Here is a 17273-nt window from a genome sequence, read left to right as displayed (position 1 = left end):
TGCCCTGGATGACAGCGCGAGATAGCTCGCCGCCCCCTCGGCCCCCGATGGACATTCCGATGCCTACGACTCGTTGCGGCCCGGCTTGTCCATGACCTCGACCACGGCGATCAGTCGGTCGTGCAAGGAGCTGCGGTCCAGGGCCTGATCTAGCCGATCCAGCCGCGCGGCGACGTCGTCCGCCTCGCGGTTGAGGGCCTCGGCCTGGAGATTCATGGCGAGCCACAGGGGTGTCAGGCGGGCGACCAACGCCTCGCCTTCGACGGTCAGGGATTGCCTTCGGCGACGCGCATCCCGTGGGTCGGGCAGCGCCCGCACATAGCCGGCCGCTTCGAGCGAGCGCAGCGACTGGCTGACCGAGACGTGGGTGATGCGCAGGGCGGCGGCGAGGTCGCCGACCGTCATCGGTCCGTTCAGAACGATCTGGTTCAGGACCCCGAACCAGCGCTGTTCGAACCGGATGCCCAGCCGGGCGTATACGCGGCCCACGTCGCGGTCGATCCGCTCCGACAGACGACGCAACTGGGCGCCGATGGCCGCGCCGTGACCGCCCTTCAGATCGGTCATGCTGGGGGCTCGACGATGGCGGCGATCTGCATGATCCGCTCAGCGCCGTCCGGATTTCCGCGATGGCGGGCTTTCGCCGCCTCGACCTCGAAGACCGAGCGCGGTTCCAGGCCCTGCGGCCTCGCATCGAACAGGGCGCGGGCGGCCGCCACGCTGTCGTCCCTCGCCGCCGCCGTCATCGCCATGCCCAGATGATAGGCGTCGGTCGCCGGGCTCGGGCCGCACAGGATATCCTTCACCGCGATGTTCATGCCCCAGTACCCGTCGACCTCGCCATTAGTCAGCATGGCGAAGGTGTAGCCCAGATCCTCGTAGCGCCAGACCTCGCCGGCGATACCGAAATGGCCGCCGGTATTCCCCACCATGCGATGACCGTTGATGGTTTCTTCCATGACCCCCAGACCGTAACGCGCGCGGCCCAGGTCGAACAGACCGGTAGTCGCTGTGGCGTACATCTGCGGCGATAGGAGCCGGCCGTCGCCCAGGGCGGTGATGAAGGTCGATAGGTCCTCGACGGTCGAATAGCCGCCGCCCGCCGGCCCGCCCCTGAACTGGTTGACGAAGAGGTTGTTGCGCCAGGCGCCGATCACGGCCTCGTCACGGGTATAGCCATCGGCGCGGTTCGGCACGACGACATCCAGCGGCCAGTCGCCGCTACCGCTCATGCCAAGAGGCTCAAAGATCGTGCGCCGGATGTGGTCGGCAAAGGTCTCGCCGGTCAGGGCCTCGACGATCAATCCCAGGATCACATAGCCGCCATTGGAATAGCCGAGCCGCTCGCCGGGGGTGAACTCCAGCGGCTGGTCGGCGATCAGGGGTAGGAAGTCGCGGGTCTCGGCAAAGGCCTGGGAGGGCTTTTGCGCGATCGCCTCCCAGTAGTTGCCCACGCCAGAGCTGTGCGACAGCATCTGGCGAGCCGTGATCTGACCGGCGATGGCAGGGGCCGGGTAGTCGGGCAGATAGCGGAGGGCCGGGGCGTCCAGGTCGAGCCTCCCCTGCTCCACCAGACGCAGGATCGCCGTTGCTGTAAACATCTTGCCGATGGAGGCGACGTTGAACCGTGTGTCGATACGGTTTGCCGCGCCGAACACCCGCTCGGCCTGGCCCACCGCGCGCTGATAGACGACCTGGTCGCCACGCTTCAGCATCAAGGCGCCCGAGAAATCTGAATCTATGATCGCCTGTTCCACGGCGGCGTCCATACGGGCGGCGATGGAGCCTCCCTTGTCCCCCGTTCGACCAGGGCCGCCCCAGCTCAAGACGCCCAGCCCGGCGGTCGCGCCCATCACCCCTCGCCGCGTCATCCAAATGCTCACTGAAACCGCCCCCGTCATTTATGTAGGTGCCTACATATATAAGCATCGCAAGAAACGCCAGCCCGGACGACGCTTACTCTGGCCGAAACACTAACCAGGCGAACAGCGTGCCCGCTCGCTCCCCACCGTCAGCTGACTTCAGCCGACATTGGCGACCGGCTTCTCGGCCTTCTCGGGCTTGCGCGCGTCCCGCTTCGCCTTGTGGCGCGACAGGATGGGGGCCAGGGCCTTGCGGTCGGCGGGACTCAGCTGGTTCAAGGTCTCGACCGCCCCCGTCTCCAGCCGCGAGCGGCCGCGCGCCTCGGACGCGCGCGAGCGTTCCAGCAGGGCCGCGACCGCCACCGGGTCAAAGGTCTCGCCGCCGGTCAGGGCGATGGCTTCGCGCCGCGCCGCCCGCGCCTCGTCAAAGTCGGGCCGCGCCTGCATGGCGGCGGCGCGCAGTTGCGCCTTGACCTTGTCGCGCACCGCCGGGTCCATGCGTTCGATGACGTCCCAGACCGGCTCGCTGCGGCCCGGCTTGTGCGCCTCGGCGATGCGGTGCTCGATCTTGTCGCGCGCCACCCAGACGGCGCCGACGGCGGCCGCCGCAAAGACGTTCAGGGCGACCGAGACGGCCAGGGCGATCTTCAAACTGCGCGACGTCATCCGCCCAGAACCTCCGTGTCGTCCGCACTGATCAGACTGGCTTGATAAAGCACCGCGTCCGCCTGGACATCGGCGGTCAGGTGGCTGGTCAGATTGACCCCGAACACCACCCCGGCGCAGGCCGCGGCCGCCCATCCGGCGCCCGACAGCCAGGCCAGAGGCCCAGGGCCGCGACGACGCGCGCGCAGACCGGCTCCCGCCGCGCTGGCGATCACCGCCTCACGCAGGGCGTGCGACGCCGCCAGGCGCGGCGCGGCGTCCAGCAGGGCGTCCAGTCCGTCGGCCTCGCGCAGCAAGGCCGCCACGCGCGGGTCCGCCGCCATCAGGTCGCGCGCCGTCTCGCGCTCGGCCTCGGGCCAGCGCCGCAGGTCGCCGCCATAGGCGTCGGCCAGATATTCAAACCGCTCGTACGTCATCGTCATGGTTCCAGCCCCCGCCTTACCCATTCGCCATTCTCTGTGCATTCGGCGCCATATCGGCCAGCGCCGTCCGCAACGCCCGCCGTCCACGCGACAGCAGGCTCTCCAGGGCCTCGACGCTGACATTCATCAGCCCCGCCGCCTCGATATTTCCCAGTTCCTGATAGTGACACAGGACAATGGCCTCGCGCTGCCGCTCGGGCAGTTTCGCCAGGGCCGCCTCGACCCGCACGCCGGTCTCCATGGCCAGCAGACCCCGATCCGGCCCTGGCCCGTCGTCGGGCCGGTCGGGCGGCGCATCCGTCGCGATCTCGCGCCGACGCCGCAGCCGGTCGTAGCAGAGGTTCAGCCCGACCCGGTGCAGCCAGGTGTCGAACTTGGCCTGACCCGGCGTCCAGCGCGGTGCCTGTCGCCAGGCTCTCAGCATCGCCTCCTGCGCCACGTCCTCAGCCTCCGTCGCGTCGCCCAGCATCCGCTGCGCCAGCGTCAGCATGCGCGGCAGCTTGCGAGCGACCATGGCCTGGATCGCCGCGGGGTCGCCCTGACCCACGCGCCGCACCAGTTCCTCGTCGGGGTCGGCGGTCTTCGCCAATCCAGCCTCTTTCGCCGTTCACGAAACGGGCCGACGGCTGCACCGCCTTCCCCGACATCTTCCTTACTCCGAAGCGGGCGTCGAAGGCGACGCCGCCGGGGCTCCGCGTTCCTGGCGCTTCTCGCGCATCTCGGCGCGACGGGCCTGCATCCCCGCGCGACGTTCCTCAGCGGTCAGCGTCCCGTCATGGTCGGCGTCCAGGCGCGTAAAGCTGGCCGTCGCCCTTTGCTCGGCCTCGGCGATGACGATGGGGAAACGACCTTCGCCATTCCGCCCCATGCGCTGGGCGCCGCGATGCATCCCGCCGCGATGACCGCGACCGGCGTGCTCCGCGCGCGGACCGCGTTCGCCGCGTCCGGCCCGCTGACCTTCGGCGCGCGGCGCGTCGAACTCGGCGCGGCTGATGGAGCCGTCCTTGTTCGCGTCCAGACGGTCGAACAGGGCGGCGCGGCGCTCGGCGCGCTTGGCCTGACCGGCGGCGCGCATTTCTTCTGCCGTGACCGTGCCGTCGTGATTGGCGTCAGCCGCGCGCAGGCGCTCCACGCGGCGCGCGACAAAGTCCGCCTGCGACACCGGCTGGGCCATGGCCGCCCGCGCGGGGCGTTGCGGTGCAGCCGTCTGGGCCACAGCCACGCCGCTGAAAACGGTCAGGATGGCGATAGCGGCGACGCCGCCAAGGGTCTTGTTCATCTCGATGGTCTCCACGGGCCAAGGCCCGAAAACATCCCTGTCGAGAAATAGAACGCCGCCCGGATCAGTTTCCGTCGCCGCTGGAATCCAGCACAGCCGGCAGCGCCGTCTCAAACGCCCGCCGCGCCCGCAGCCGCAGGTCGATCAACCGCGCCTTCAGCGTCTCGAAGTCCGCCACGCCCACCGTCGCCGCCAACCGCTTTTGGAAGCCCGCAGGCTCGGCGTCCGGGTCGCCCTTGTCCTCAAAGGCGCAGGCCATCAACTGGCCCAACTGCTGATGCGTCCGCCAGGTCTCGGCCAGGATCGGATCATCCTTCAGCGCCTCCAGCGTCGAGACCGTCAGCGCCTCGCCCGCCGCCGCCGCGCACAGCTGACGGTACTGGGCCACGAACTCGGCGTCGACCTGCGCCCCCGCCGACAGCTTCAGATCCCAGAAGCCCTTGGGCCGGCGCTCGCGGTCCATCAGGTCGCGCATGGCCCGCACGTCGTGCGCCACGTCCACGCCGGGCGGGCGCGGCCGCCGCAGCGCCGCCTCCAGCGTCGCCTCGACCCGCGCACCAAAGGCCTCGTCGCTGGCCCAGACCAGGCGCCCGCGCGTCAGGGCCATGAACTCCCAGGTCTCGGCCTCCTCGGCGTAATAGGCGTCCAACGCCTCCAGCCGCACCGACACCGGCCCCTTGGACCCCGTCGGCCGCAGCCGCATATCCACCTCGTATAGACCGCCCTCGGCGGTGTGCGCCGACAGGGCGGCGATCAGCCTCTGGGTGAACCGGCCATAAAACAGGTCCGCGCTCCACCCCTTGCCCGCCGAGGTCGCCTCCGGCGCCGCGGCATAGACGGTCATCAGGTCCAGGTCCGACCCCGCCGTCATCTCGCGCGATCCGGCCTTGCCCAGGGCCACCACGGCGACCGCGCCCTCAAAGGCCCCGCCCATGCGCTCGGCCTCGGCCAGGGCCGCCGGGGCCAGGCCCCGCATGCAGGCGTCGGCCAGGGAGGTATTGGTCAGCCCGGCCTGCTCGGCTGTCGTCCGCCCGGTGACGACATGCATGCCGATGCGGAAGGTCTGCTCGCGGTGCAGGCGGCGCACGGCGTTCATGGCCCCCTCGAAATCCCCCGCCTCATGCGCCTCGCGCACCACCTGATCGGCCAGGCCGGTGTCGGTGCCCAGCGCCGTCATGAAGCGCGCGTCCAGCACACCGTCCAGGGCCTGCGGCTGACGCCCCAGGGCGCGGGCCAATCTGGGCGCAAAGGCCATGACCCCGACCACCAGATCGAACAGCCTGGGCTGATTCAGGAACAGGGCCTGCACCTGCACCCCGGCGCTCAGGCCGGAAAAGAAGACCGCGAACCGCCGGAAGGCCGCATCGGGCGCCCCGGTCCTGGCCACCGCCGTCAGCAGTTGCGGGGCCAGCCGGGTGAACAGCTCGCGCCCCCGCGCCGTTCGCGTCGCCTGAATGCGGCCGTGGTGCCAGCTTCGGATGGTGTCGGACACCGTCGCGGGCTCAGAGAACCCCATCCGCTTCAGGGTCTCCAACGTCCCCGGATCATTCTCGACCCCGGTGAAGACCAGACTGCCATAGGGCGACGACAGCTCCTCGCCGCCCTCGAACAGCTCGCCATAGCGTTGGTTGACCCCCACCAGCACCGCCTCGACCCCGGCGTCAAAAGCCGCCAGATCCCCCTCGCCCGCCAGCGCCGCCACATCGGCCCGGCGCTCGGGATCGACCGGCAGGACATGACTCTGCTCGTCGGCCAGCATCTGCACCCGATGCTCCAGCGCCCGTAGCTCATGATAGGCGGCGGCCAGCTCGTCGCGCGCCTCGGGCGTCACATGGCCCCGCTCGGTCAGGGCGTCCAGCGCCTCCAGCGTGCGTGACGAGCGCAGCCCCTTGTCGCGCCCGCCCAGAATCAGTTGCTGGGTCTGGACGTAGAATTCGATCTCGCGAATGCCGCCGCGCCCCAGCTTCAGATTGGCGCCCGCCGCCTCCAGCCCCTCGCCAGTCTTGTGGACGTGGATCTGTTTCTTGATCGACTGGATGTCGAGCACAGCCTGATAGTCCAGACTGCGCCGCCAGATGTAGGGGACCAGGGCCTTGAGGAAATCCGCCCCCTCGACCGCGTCTCCGGCGCAGACCCGCGCCTTGATGAAGGCCGCCCGCTCCCAGTTCTGACCGACGGATTCGTAATAGGCCAGGGCCATTGGCGCGGCGACCACCGGCGGGGTCGAGGACGGATCGGGCCGCAGCCTCAGGTCCACCCGGAAGACATAGCCGTCCGCCGTCCGCTCGGTCAGCAGACTGGCCAGACCCTGGGCCAGCCGGTTGACGAAACTCTGCGCCTCCACGCCCTCGTCCAGCGCGCTGTGCAGCGCCTCCGGCTCGAAGAAGAGCGACAGGTCGATGTCCGAGGAATAGTTCAGCTCGAACGCCCCGCCCTTGCCCATGGCCAGGACGAACAGGCCGGGCACAGGCCCGCGCGGATCATCCGCCGCCGAGATCAGCTTGCCGCGTCGGCGCTGATCATGGGCCAGACAGCGCAGCGCCGCCTGGGCCGTCGCATCGGCGAACCGCGACAGGGCGCCCGTCACGGCCTCCAGATCCCAGACCCCGCCCAGATCAGCAAGCGCAGTCAGCAGATGCAGTTCGGCCTTCAGCCAGCGCAGCGGCGCCTTGGCCTCGTCCGCCGGGCCGTCGATCGCGTCGGTCGCCGCCAGAATCTCGGCCAGCCGCACCTCGGGCGTCGTCTCCAGGATCTGCCGCAGCCGCTCGGGCCAGCGCCGCGCCAGCCCAGCCAGATAGGGCGAGGCCGCAAACACCGGCTCCAGCGCCCCCCAGGCGCCGTCCAGCGTCGCGCGCCAGCTGTGCGCGTCCGCCGCCTCGACCAGCCGTTCATGGATACGCGCCGCCGCCTCGGCATCGCGCACCGGCCCGCACGGCTTCAGCCTCAGCCCCAGAGCGTCGCTCATCAGCTCGCCATCCCGCCCGCCGTTCCGCTCGCTGGGGGCAGCACCAGAGCCACGCGCAGCCCCGGCCCCTGCCCGCCATAGGCCCCCGGCCCCTCATCCAGTTGCACCCGCCCGCCGTGAGCCTCGGCCACCGCCGTCACCAACGACAGGCCCAGCCCCGAGCCCGGCTCGGTGCGGCTGTTGTCCAGCCGGACAAAGCGTTGCAGCACCCGCTCGCGATCCTCGTCCGGCACGCCCGGCCCGGTGTCGGTGACGGAAAACTCGATCTCGCCGGACGAGCGCCGCCGGGCGCGGAACTTCACCGCCCCGCCCGACGGCGTATATTTGATGGCGTTGTCGATGATGTTGGCCAGCGCCTGGGCCAGGAAGGGCTGGTTGCCCTCGATCATCAGCCCCTTCTCGATCTCGGCCGAGAACTCCAGCCCCTTGTCCTCGCCGGACGGCTCATAGAGCTCGGCCATGTCGGTGGCCAGTTCAGCGGCGTCGAACACCTTGGGATCGGGCGCCCCGCCCGCCTGCAAGCGGGCGATGGCCAGAACCGTATTGAAAGTCTTCAGCAGCAGGTCCGCCTCATCCAGGGCGACGCCCAGGGCGTCCACCCCCGACACCTTGCCGGCGTCGGCGTCCATCAGCGCCACCTCCAGCTTGGCCCGCATCCGCGTCAGCGGCGAGCGCAGATCGTGGGCGATGGCGTCCCCGGCGTGGCGGATCGAAGCCATCGAGGCCTCCAGCCGGTCCAGCATGGTGTTCAGCCCCTGGCCCAGCTCGTCCAGTTCGTCGCCCGAGTTCCTGATCGGGGCGCGCACCTTCAGGTCGCCCTCCTGAACCGCCGCGACCACGCGGTTCAACCCGCTCATCGACTTCTCGACCCGGCGACTGATCACCAGACCGCCGCCGATGCCCAGGATCAGGACCATGATCATAGCCCCCCATAGGGCCTGGGTCAGGCGCGACAGATAAGCCTCGACGTCGCCCACGTCCTCGCCGACGAACAGGTGTTCGCCGCCCGACAGGGCCGTGTCGAGGCCGATGGACTGGCGCTTGCGCACCCGCCCGTCCTCGTCGGTGTCGGTCAGGCGGAAGGTCTCCCACTCGCCCGTGGAGACGCCGTCCGGCACATCGGTGATGTTGGCGGTAACGATCTTTCCGGCCGCGTCCTTCAGCACATAGAGGTAGGGTCCACCGCGAATGGCCCGCTCGACCAAGGCCTGGTTCAGCGCATCCTTGCCCCGCGTGCGATAGATGGCGGTCAGGGCGTCCACCTCGACCTTCACGCTGGCCTCGGCTCGCGCCCGCGCCTCCGACGCCGAGGCGACATAGACATAGGCCAGCACCGCGCTGGCCGTCGCCACGAACAGCGCCAGAAACAGCAGCGTCAGCCGAAACGGCGTCCGCCTGAAAAGGGAGGGCAGTTTCACGTCAGGCGGGCGGCGGGAGGCTTACGCCTCCAGCCGATACCCCGCGCCGCGCACGGTCTGCAGCATGGCCTTGTCGAAGCCCTTGTCGATCTTGGAGCGCAGGCGGCTGATGTGGACGTCGATGACGTTGGTCTGGGGGTCGAAGTGGTATTCCCACACCTTCTCCAGCAGCATGGTGCGCGTCACCGACTGGCCGGCGTGGCGCATCAGGAACTCCAGCAGTTGGAACTCGCGCGGCTGCAGGTCGATCTCGGTCGCGCCGCGATGCACGGTGCGGCCGATCAGGTTCATCTCCAGGTCGCCGACCTTGAGCACGGTCTGCACCCCGCCGGTCTCGCGACGCCGCGCCAGGGCCTCGACCCGCGCGATCAGTTCGGCGAAGGCGTAGGGCTTCACCAGGTAATCATCGGCGCCGGCCTTCAGGCCCGTCACCCGGTCCTCGACCTCGCCCAGCGCCGACAGGAACAGGACCGGCGTCTGATCGCCGCCCTTGCGCACCGTCTCGACCATGCCGACGCCGTCCAGACGCGGCATCATGCGGTCCACGACATAGACGTCGTAGCCGCCCTTTTGCGATTCCAGCAGACCAAAGGCGCCGTCCACGGCGTGCGTCACCTCGTGCCCGGCCTCGGACAGGCCTCGCACCATCGCGGTCGCCGCCTCGGCATCGTCCTCGACCACCAGAATACGCATGGGCCCCTCCAGAAAAAGATTCGGCGGCGATGTTAGCGCATCGCCGCCGATCTCGTGAGTTACGCCTTATTCAGACTTGGACAGTTCCAGCACGACCGAGCTGTTGCCGCCGCTGACACGAACCAGCAGCAGCACGCCGGGCCGTCCCGCCGACCGGGCCGCATCGACCGCCGCCTTCAGATCCGCAGCCGAAGAGACGCTGCGGTTGTTGGCGCGCAGGATGACCGTCCCCGCCGGCATCTGCATCTGTCCGGCCTTGGAGCGTGGTTCAACCGCGGTGACGACCACGCCATTGACGCTCTCGGGGATGGAATAGCGCTGACGCAGGGCCGGAGTGATCGCCGTCACGGTCATGCCCTCGACGGCCTGACCGGCCGCGGCCGACGGCGCCGCCTGTTCGCCCTCGTCCTCACCCAGACCGGCGCGCAGTTCCGCCTCGGACGGACGGCGACCGGCGCGGACGTTCAGCGTCTGACGACGACCGTCGCGCAGCACTTCCAGACGCAGAGCATCGCCGACCTTGGCGCGGGCCACGCGGCGGGTCAGCTCGGTCGAGCTGTCGATGGCCTCGCCGTTGACGCTGACCACGATGTCTTCAATCTTCATCCCGGCCTTGTCGGCGGGACCATCGGCGGTGACGTCCCCGACCAGGGCGCCCTTGGTGTTCTCGGGCAGGCCCAGAGCCGCGGCCGCCTCGCTCGACAGGCTGACGATCTGCACGCCCAGATAGCCGCGCTCGACCGTCTCGCCGCGCATCAGCTTGTCGGTCACGCTCTTGGCCGTCGCCGCCGGAATGGCGAAGCCGATGCCGACCGATCCGCCCGTGGGCGAGAAGATCGCCGTGTTGACGCCGATCACCCGGCCATAGATGTCAAAGGTCGGCCCGCCCGAATTGCCCCGGTTGATGGCCGCGTCGATCTGCAGATATTCGTTGTAACCGACCGGATCGATGTCGCGCGACATGGCCGAAACGATGCCCGCCGTCGCCGTGCCGCCCAGACCGAAGGGGTTGCCCACGGCGATGACCCAGTCGCCGACGCGCGGCGCTGCGGTTTCCTCGAAGCTGACGAACGGGAAAGCCTCGCCCTCGACCTTGATGACCGCCAGGTCGGTGCCTTCGTCGCGGCCGATCAGGCGCGCTTTCAGCTCACGCCCGTCACTGAGCTTGACCTTGATCTCCTCGGCGTTCTCGACGACGTGGTTGTTGGTGACGATGAAGCCGTCGGCCGAGATCAGGAAGCCCGAACCGGCGCCCAGGGCCGTGGTCGAGTTGTCGTCCTCGCCCTCTTCGCCCGAACCGCCGCCACGCGGACGACCGGGGATGGGCACGGCGCCGAAACCGGGAATCTGCAGCACGCCGGCCGGGCGCTGAACCCGCGTCTTGACGTCGATCTGCACCACGGCGGGCGCGACCTGCTGGAAGATGTCGGCGAAGCTGAGCGGCGCGCCCTGCGGCGGCGCAAACGCCAGTCCGGCGGCCCCAGCCGAGGGGACCAGTTGTCCGGCAGCCTGGGCTGCGGGCGCGGCGTGCGCCCCTGGCCAGCTGATCACCCCGCCCGCCGTCGCGACAGCGGCGAAGGACAGGCCGACGGCCGCCCCCAGAATGAACTCCTTGCGTTTCAGCATCGTCGTCCTTGCAGTCCTGAAAGTCGGAGCTCCAAAAGCTCCGTTCGCCCATGGATATAGGGGCTTATGGCCAAAGCCAATGCACGCCCTCGCGATGGTTGTTCCTGATCCGCGTTCGCCGTGAGGCGCGCTTGCGTCAGGATCGCGGCGAAACGCTCTCGGTTTCGTCAGGATCGGCGGTCAGTTCCGCCAGCGCCCGCTCCTCGTCTTCGGACAAGGGCTGAATCTCGGTCCGTCGACGGCGCGCGCGCCAGACAAAGACCGTCCCCGCGCCCAGCACCAGGGCGAAGGGGCCGAACCACAAAAGCCAGGTCCCCGCCCGCACCGGCGGCTGGAACAGCACATAGTCGCCGTAGCGCCGCACCAGATCCTGACGCACCGCCTGATCGCTCTTGCCCGCCGCGATCTCCTCGCGGACCAGACGGCGCATGTCGGCGGCGATGCCCGCCGGACTGTCGGCGATGGATTCGTGCTGACAGACGACGCAGCGGATGTCGGCGAACAGGGCCCGCGCCCGCGCCTCCTGGCCTGCGTCGGGCAGAGGCCGGTCTGGCGCCGGGGGCGGTTCAGCCATGACGGCGCCGGCCATCAGGCTCAAGGCCCCGACCAGGCAAGCCAGCCGCCTCACGCCTTGGCCCCCGTCTTCTGACGCGATCCCGCCCCGACCCGCAGCCGCCGATCCAGCAGCGACAGCACTCCGCCCAGGGCCATGATGGCCGGACCGAGGAAGATCAGCCGCGCCCAGGGATTGTAATAGACCCGCACCGTCCAGGCCTGCTCGCCGTTCTCGGCGCGCGCCCGCTCGCCCATGACCACATAGACGTCGTCCAGCCCGCGGAAGTCGAGCCCGACCTCGGTCGTCGTCTGCCCGCCCGCCGGGAAGAAACGGCGCTCGGCGGTGACGGTGCGCTCGACGGCGCCGCCCTCGACCGGCATGACCGTCAGTCGCCCCTGCTCGGCCAGGTAGTTCGGCCCCTCGATCACCTCGACGGCGTCCAGACGGACCCGCCACGGCCCCGACGAGACCACCCCGCCCAAGGGAACCGCCGCCGCCGCCTCGGCCTTGAAGCTGGTCTCGACCACGGCCCCCAGGATGAAGACGCCCAGCCCCGCGTGGGCCAGGGTCATGCCCCAGGCCCCCAGCGGCAGCCCCTTGGCGCGGCGCAGGGTCTCGGCCAGGGGCGCGCGGAACGCCTTGGTCCGCGTCGCCACCTCGGCCAGCGCCCCCAGGATCAGCCAGGCCCCGACGCCGAGACCCGCCGCCGCCAACGCCTTCTTGGGCTCGAACAGCATAAAGGCCGCAAAGGCCGCCACCACCGCCAGACCCGCCGCCAGCCACAGACGCTGCAAGGCCCCCTTCAGGTCGCCGCGCTTCCACGCCAGCAGAGGCCCGGCAGGCAGGATCAGACAGGCCACCAGCATCAGCGGCACGAAGGTCGCGGCGAAATAGGGCGGCCCCACCGAAATGGTCGCCCCCGACAGTCCCTCGAGGATCAGCGGATAGAGGGTCCCCAGCAGCACCGTCGCCGCCGCCGCCGTCAGGAAGAGGTTGTTCAGCACCAGCGCGCCTTCGCGGCTGATCGGCGCAAAGGCCGCGCCCGACCGGATCGCCGGCGCCCGGAAGGCGAACAGGATAAAGGCCGCCCCCGCCGCCACGCCCAGGATGGCCAGCAGCATCATGCCCCGCTCAGGATCGACGGCGAAGGCGTGGACGGATGTCAGCACGCCCGAGCGCACCAGGAAGGCCCCCAGCATGGAGAAGGTGAAGGCCAGGATGGCCAGAAACACCGTCCAGCCCGCCAGCGCCCCGCGCCGTTCGGTGACGATGGCCGAGTGCAGCAGGGCCGCCCCCGCCAGCCACGGCATGAAGGACGCATTCTCCACCGGGTCCCAGAACCACCAGCCGCCCCAGCCCAGCTCGTAGTAGGCCCAGAAGGAGCCCAGCAGGATGCCGACCGTCAGGAAGGCCCACGACGCCAGCGCCCACGGCCGCACCCAGCGCCCCCAGGCCGGATCGACCCGCTTCTCGATCAGAGCGGCGACCGCCAGCGAAAAACAGACCGAAAAGCCGACATAGCCCGCGTAGAGCAGCGGCGGATGGAAGGCGAGCGCCGGGTCCTGCAACAGCGGGTTCAGCGACGCGCCCTGCACCGGGGCCGGGTCCAGACGCGTAAACGGGTTCGACGTAAAGACGGCGAAGGCCAGGAACATGGTCGACAGCGCGCCCTGCACCGCCACGGCCGAGGTCTTCAGCCCGAACGGCAGGCCGCGCGCCAGCGCCAGCGCCCCGCCGAAGCCGGTCATGACCAGGCACCACAGCACCAGCGAGCCTTCATGGCTGCCCCAGGCGGCGGCGACCTTGTAGAGCATGGGCTTGTCGGTGTGGCTGTTCAGGGCCACGTTCGACACTGAGAAGTCCGACACCGCAAAGGCGTAGATCAGCGCAGCAAACGCCAGCGCCGTCGCCGCCGCCGAAGCCAGCAACGCCCCGCCGCCCGCGCCCGCCAGCACCGGGCTGGCCCGCAGCCGCCCCGCCGTGGTCAGCACCGTCGTCAGCCCGGCCAGAACCAGCGCCAGGATCAGCGCAAACGCCCCCAGTTCGACGATCACAGCCTTTGCGCTCCGGCAGGCGGCGCTTCGCCCGTTTCAGGGCGCCACTCGCCCTTTTCCTTCAGCCGGTCGGCGACTTCGCGCGGCATATAGGTCTCGTCATGCTTGGCCAGGACCTGACTGGCTTCAAACACGCGGTCGGGGCGGAAGGCGCCCTGCGCCACGATGCCCTGCCCCTCGCGGAACAGGTCGGGCAGGTCGCCGTGATAGCTGACCTTGCTGCGTCCCGCATTGTCGGTGACGACGAAGACCACGGTCCCGTCGGCGCCCTTGACCACGCTGCCGGCCTCGACCAGTCCGCCCAGGCGGATGACCCGACCCGTCGGCGCCGCTTCCTCGGTCACTTCGGACGGCGAGAAGAAGTAGGTGACATTGTCCTTCATGGCCCACAGCGACAGGCCGACCGCCAGGGCCAGCACCGGCGCCGCCGCCGCCACGATCCACAGGCGACGCCGCGCCTTGGGCGATTTGGGAAGCCAGCTCATGTCAGGACATCACAGAAGGGTTGCAGCGCAGGCTCATCCAGCCCCGCCCAGTCTTTTTTGAAGGTCGGCCCGGCGCGGATCGCTCGGCTCCAGCGCCGCGATCAGCGGCCCCCAGACCGCCGCCGCCCCGGCCTTGTCGCCGCGCTTCAGCGCCGCCTCGCCCAGGAAGTAGCGCGCGCCCAGCTGATCCGGGTCGTGCTTCAGCGCCTCGACAAAGGCCGCCTCGGCGTCCCCGCCGACCGCGCCTTCGTTGGCCCGCACCAGGCTCTCGCCCAGCCGGGCCCAGCTCTGGGCGTCGTCTGACCGGATCGCCAGCGCCCGGCGGAAGGCCGAGGCCGCGCCGATGGGGTCGCCCGCCTCGAAGCGCGCGGCGCCCAGCATGACCAGGGCCTGATGGTCGTCGGGGCGATCCTTGACGATGCGGCCGATCACCGCCGCCGCCTGAGCCGGCTCCAGCGTCTCGGGCGAGGCCGCCCAGTCGCGCACCCGCGTCTCATAGGCCTGATCCGCCATGCCCGGCGCCGCCAGCCCCAGATAGAGCGCCAGCGAAACCGCCGCCGTCAGGCCGATCCCGCCCAGAACCCACAAACGGTCCTTGGCCCCCACCGTCGGCGCCCGCGCGTCGCGGCGCGCCGCCAGCAGCCGCCGTCCCGCCTCGGCCCGCGCGGCGGTCCAGCCCGCCTCGTCCAGAAGGCCGCGTGTTTTCAACCGGTCCAGTTCGGCCAGTTCGCGCGCGCCAGCCTCGCGGTCGATCACGCCTTCGGCGTCCGCCCCGCGTCGCGCGCCCGCCAGCACCAGCAGCCCGGCCAGGGCCGTGGCCAGTCCCGTCATGATCCAGAAGATCGTCATGCCCGCCGCTCTAGCGGATCAGGCGCGCCGACGCGAGGCTCCCGAGGTCGCAGCCTCCACCGCGACGCTGGGCGGCGCTCCGGCCACCGTCAGCCGCCGCCTCACCGTGCGCTGGGCGTCCCTGGCGCCGATCAGGCCCAGCAGTTCGGCGGTCAGGGCGATGCGCTTGCGCGCGATCCCCTCGTTCGGCGCCTCGCCGTCGTTCAACCGCTCGATGGCCTCGTCAGCCCAGGTCGCCAGCTTTCCGGTCAGCCCCTCGGCCGTCTGACGCCGCTCGGCTTCGCAGCCGAACACCGTGGCCGGCCCGCGCACCAGTCCGATCACCGCCGCCAAAGCCTTGGCCTTGTCCGCCGCTGTGGCGTCGACCGCTTCGTCCAGACGCGGCGCGGGGCGCGTCATCCGCCCTCCGATGGCCGTGCGCTCGACCGGCAGCACCTTGGCCGTCGCCTTCTCTGCGGCGCTGAACAGTTCGGACAGGCGCAGGGCGATCTTCAGCCGCGCCTGCCGCACCGCCTTGCCCCAGGCGCTGTCGGCCCTCAGCGGCAGGGTCATGTCGATCTCGGCCAGGGTCTCGGCGCACCAGTCCAGATCGGCCTTCAGCAGGGCCGCATCCGCCCCCCTCCCTGAAGAATCAACGGCGGTCGGGTCAAAGGCCGCCGCCTGCGCCGCCCGATGCGCCAGCGCCGTCACCACCCGGTCGACAAAGACCGCCAGCTCGCTCTCGCCCACCACCGTCTCGCGCCCGGCGGCGGGCGTGGCCTGGGCCACCAGCCGCAGCATCATCCGCGCGTCCGACAAATGAGCGAAGAAGATCTCCATCAACCGCGCCGCCCCGTCCGGCGCGATCGACCCCGCCTGGCGCAGCGCCAGCTTCAGCTCCGCCGTCGCCTCCGGCCCTGGCCGTCCCAGCCAGGTCTCCAGAAACGTCAGACTACGCCGCGCCAACCCGGCCAGATCGAAACAGGCCGCCAGTTCCGCCGCCTCATCCGCGCTGGCGCCCGGCCACAGCCCCTCGCCCTGATCCCGCACCGCCGAGGCCGCGCTCAGGCACAGACGGTCGGCCACCATGCGCGACAGCTCGTCGTCGCGATCCAGCTGCGGCAACAGTTCCGGTTCATTGCGCGTGGCCAGCTTCCACAGCCGCGTCGGAACGCCTGCCGGAAAGCTCAAGCCCTCCAGCCCGTCCTCGCGCCGCCGGAACAGGGGCGTCAAAGGCGCAAAGGCCGCGTCTCGCCGTCGCCGATCCAACACCTCGGCCTCGACCATGTCGCGCAGCGCCCACGCGCGATCCCCCGTCATCGTCGCCGCCAGCGCTTCCAGCTGGGACAGCAGATGATCCGGGCAAGCGGCGATCAGCTGGGCCAGGGCGGCCCTTTGCGCGACCGACAGGTCCGCCATGCACTCTCCTTGGGCCGATCCGATTCCCGGCCATCCCGCCAAGGGTGCCCCCTTCGGGTTAACAGGGGATTTTGGCGCTCTCGCCCCCGCCTTCCTGACCCTCCCATCAGCGACAAATCGTCCTGAGACCATCGTGATGGGATCACCATGCGCATCCTCCGGTTGTTCCCCTCGCGGATTCATGTTCACCCTGCGCGGTCGTCGGATCGGTCGGCGGCGCCGCCTCATTTCGGAGCCTGTCATGTCGTTCCGCCAAAGATCCGTAGCCGCCCTCGCTGCGAGTGTTGTCGTTCTGACCTCCGCCGCCTCGTCATGGGCTCAGACGCCCGGCGCGCTCAGCGATCTGGTCAACGCCCGCGCCGGTCAGGCCGAGGGTGAGCTGCAGCGTCGCGGCTATCAGGCCACCGACCGATCCGAAGTGGTGGGCGACGGGCGCCTGACCTGGTGGCGCAAGGGCGACGACTGCGTCGCCATCATGACCCGCGACGGCCGCTACGCCTCGATCAACCGCGCCGGGCGCAGCGAGTGCGGCGACAGCCATTCCAGCTCCAACAACACCGCCGCCGCTGTGGTTGCGGGCGTGGCCATCGTCGGCCTGGCCGCCGCCATCGCCGCGCATAACAACCGTCACAACGACGCCGACGAGAACCATGACCGCGAGTATCAGCGCGGCTATCAGGCGGCCCTCTATGGCGCCAACTATGATGATCGCCACGAGACCGAGGGCTATCACGAGGGCTATCTGGCCGGCGAGGACGAGGCCCGCAACCGCCGCCACTCGAACAGCCGCTGGGTCCAGGGCGCGCCGCCGGCGGCGCAACAGGCCTGCGCCCGCAGCGCCGACGACTTCCAGAACCGCCCCTATGGCTCCAGCGTGCCGATCAGCGTGCGCGATCTGGGCCGCGGCGAATATGAACTGACCATGGCCACCGGCTCCTATCGCTCGCGCTGCACCGTCAGCGCCTCGGGCGATGTCCGCGCCATGAACCCCTACTAGGCC

The 17273-nt window shown here is 70.1% G+C and carries 16 protein-coding genes; 1 reads left to right on the top strand and 15 read right to left on the bottom strand.

All coding sequences use genetic code 11. From position 1 onward, the window contains the following. Positions 1-63: 63 nt before the first annotated feature. The 15 genes from CQ039_RS13215 to CQ039_RS13145 form a co-directional block, all read right to left on the bottom strand. Complete coding sequence (locus CQ039_RS13215) at positions 64-567, bottom strand: MarR family winged helix-turn-helix transcriptional regulator (RefSeq protein WP_105562413.1); 504 nt, start codon at positions 565-567, stop codon at positions 64-66. After that, positions 564-1871 carry a serine hydrolase gene (locus CQ039_RS13210; RefSeq protein ID WP_158255981.1) on the bottom strand — a complete coding sequence of 436 codons (1308 nt, stop codon included), beginning with the start codon at positions 1869-1871 and terminating at the stop codon, positions 564-566. The genes CQ039_RS13215 and CQ039_RS13210 overlap by 4 nt, the downstream gene beginning before the upstream one ends. Positions 1872-2021: 150 nt before the next feature. Next, entirely contained in the window at positions 2022-2528 is a 507-nt protein-coding gene (locus CQ039_RS13205; protein ID WP_105562415.1) for a periplasmic heavy metal sensor, read from the bottom strand. Continuing rightward, on the bottom strand, positions 2525-2950 hold the full coding sequence (locus tag CQ039_RS13200) for a hypothetical protein (protein ID WP_233190136.1): 426 nt from the start codon (positions 2948-2950) through the stop codon (positions 2525-2527). The genes CQ039_RS13205 and CQ039_RS13200 overlap by 4 nt, the downstream gene beginning before the upstream one ends. Positions 2951-2966: 16 nt before the next feature. Beyond that, complete coding sequence (locus CQ039_RS13195) at positions 2967-3539, bottom strand: RNA polymerase sigma factor (protein ID WP_105562416.1); 573 nt, start codon at positions 3537-3539, stop codon at positions 2967-2969. A gap of 63 nt (positions 3540-3602) precedes the next feature. Then, complete coding sequence (locus CQ039_RS13190; protein ID WP_105562557.1) at positions 3603-4229, bottom strand: EF-hand domain-containing protein; 627 nt, start codon at positions 4227-4229, stop codon at positions 3603-3605. A gap of 64 nt (positions 4230-4293) precedes the next feature. Further along, entirely contained in the window at positions 4294-7194 is a 2901-nt protein-coding gene (locus tag CQ039_RS13185) for a bifunctional [glutamine synthetase] adenylyltransferase/[glutamine synthetase]-adenylyl-L-tyrosine phosphorylase (protein WP_105562417.1), read from the bottom strand. Beyond that, entirely contained in the window at positions 7194-8612 is a 1419-nt protein-coding gene (locus tag CQ039_RS13180) for a HAMP domain-containing sensor histidine kinase (protein WP_105562418.1), read from the bottom strand. Before CQ039_RS13180 ends, CQ039_RS13185 begins: the two co-directional genes overlap by 1 nt. A 21-nt stretch (positions 8613-8633) precedes the next feature. Further along, on the bottom strand, positions 8634-9305 hold the full coding sequence (locus CQ039_RS13175) for a response regulator transcription factor (RefSeq protein ID WP_105562419.1): 672 nt from the start codon (positions 9303-9305) through the stop codon (positions 8634-8636). 66 nt (positions 9306-9371) lie between these two features. Next, the gene (locus tag CQ039_RS13170; protein WP_105562420.1) at positions 9372-10931 is read right to left on the bottom strand and encodes a Do family serine endopeptidase; all 1560 of its coding nucleotides are present in this window, start codon (positions 10929-10931) and stop codon (positions 9372-9374) included. Positions 10932-11067: 136 nt separating this feature from the next. Then, the gene (locus CQ039_RS13165; RefSeq protein WP_105562421.1) at positions 11068-11559 is read right to left on the bottom strand and encodes a cytochrome c-type biogenesis protein; all 492 of its coding nucleotides are present in this window, start codon (positions 11557-11559) and stop codon (positions 11068-11070) included. After that, positions 11556-13541: a heme lyase CcmF/NrfE family subunit gene (locus CQ039_RS13160; protein WP_105562422.1), complete on the bottom strand. Its 1986-nt coding sequence runs from the start codon at positions 13539-13541 to the stop codon at positions 11556-11558. The genes CQ039_RS13165 and CQ039_RS13160 overlap by 4 nt, the downstream gene beginning before the upstream one ends. Then, a complete protein-coding gene (ccmE, locus tag CQ039_RS13155; RefSeq protein ID WP_105562423.1) occupies positions 13538-14026 on the bottom strand; it encodes a cytochrome c maturation protein CcmE in 489 nt (162 codons plus the stop codon). The genes CQ039_RS13160 and ccmE overlap by 4 nt, the downstream gene beginning before the upstream one ends. A 33-nt stretch (positions 14027-14059) precedes the next feature. Beyond that, the gene (gene ccmI / locus CQ039_RS13150; RefSeq protein ID WP_105562424.1) at positions 14060-14875 is read right to left on the bottom strand and encodes a c-type cytochrome biogenesis protein CcmI; all 816 of its coding nucleotides are present in this window, start codon (positions 14873-14875) and stop codon (positions 14060-14062) included. Positions 14876-14893: 18 nt separating this feature from the next. Beyond that, on the bottom strand, positions 14894-16273 hold the full coding sequence (locus CQ039_RS13145) for a hypothetical protein (RefSeq protein ID WP_105562425.1): 1380 nt from the start codon (positions 16271-16273) through the stop codon (positions 14894-14896). 241 nt (positions 16274-16514) lie between these two features. Between CQ039_RS13145 and CQ039_RS13140 the strand changes: the two genes are divergently transcribed. Beyond that, complete coding sequence (locus tag CQ039_RS13140; RefSeq protein WP_146112123.1) at positions 16515-17270, top strand: hypothetical protein; 756 nt, start codon at positions 16515-16517, stop codon at positions 17268-17270. Positions 17271-17273: the final 3 nt, after the last annotated feature.

The sequence above is a fragment of the Brevundimonas sp. MYb52 genome (assembly GCF_002979535.1).
Classification (GTDB): Bacteria; Pseudomonadota; Alphaproteobacteria; order Caulobacterales; family Caulobacteraceae; genus Brevundimonas.
The sequence above is the reverse complement of the archived record's forward strand: the minus strand, read 5'-3'. Positions and strand labels throughout refer to the sequence as shown.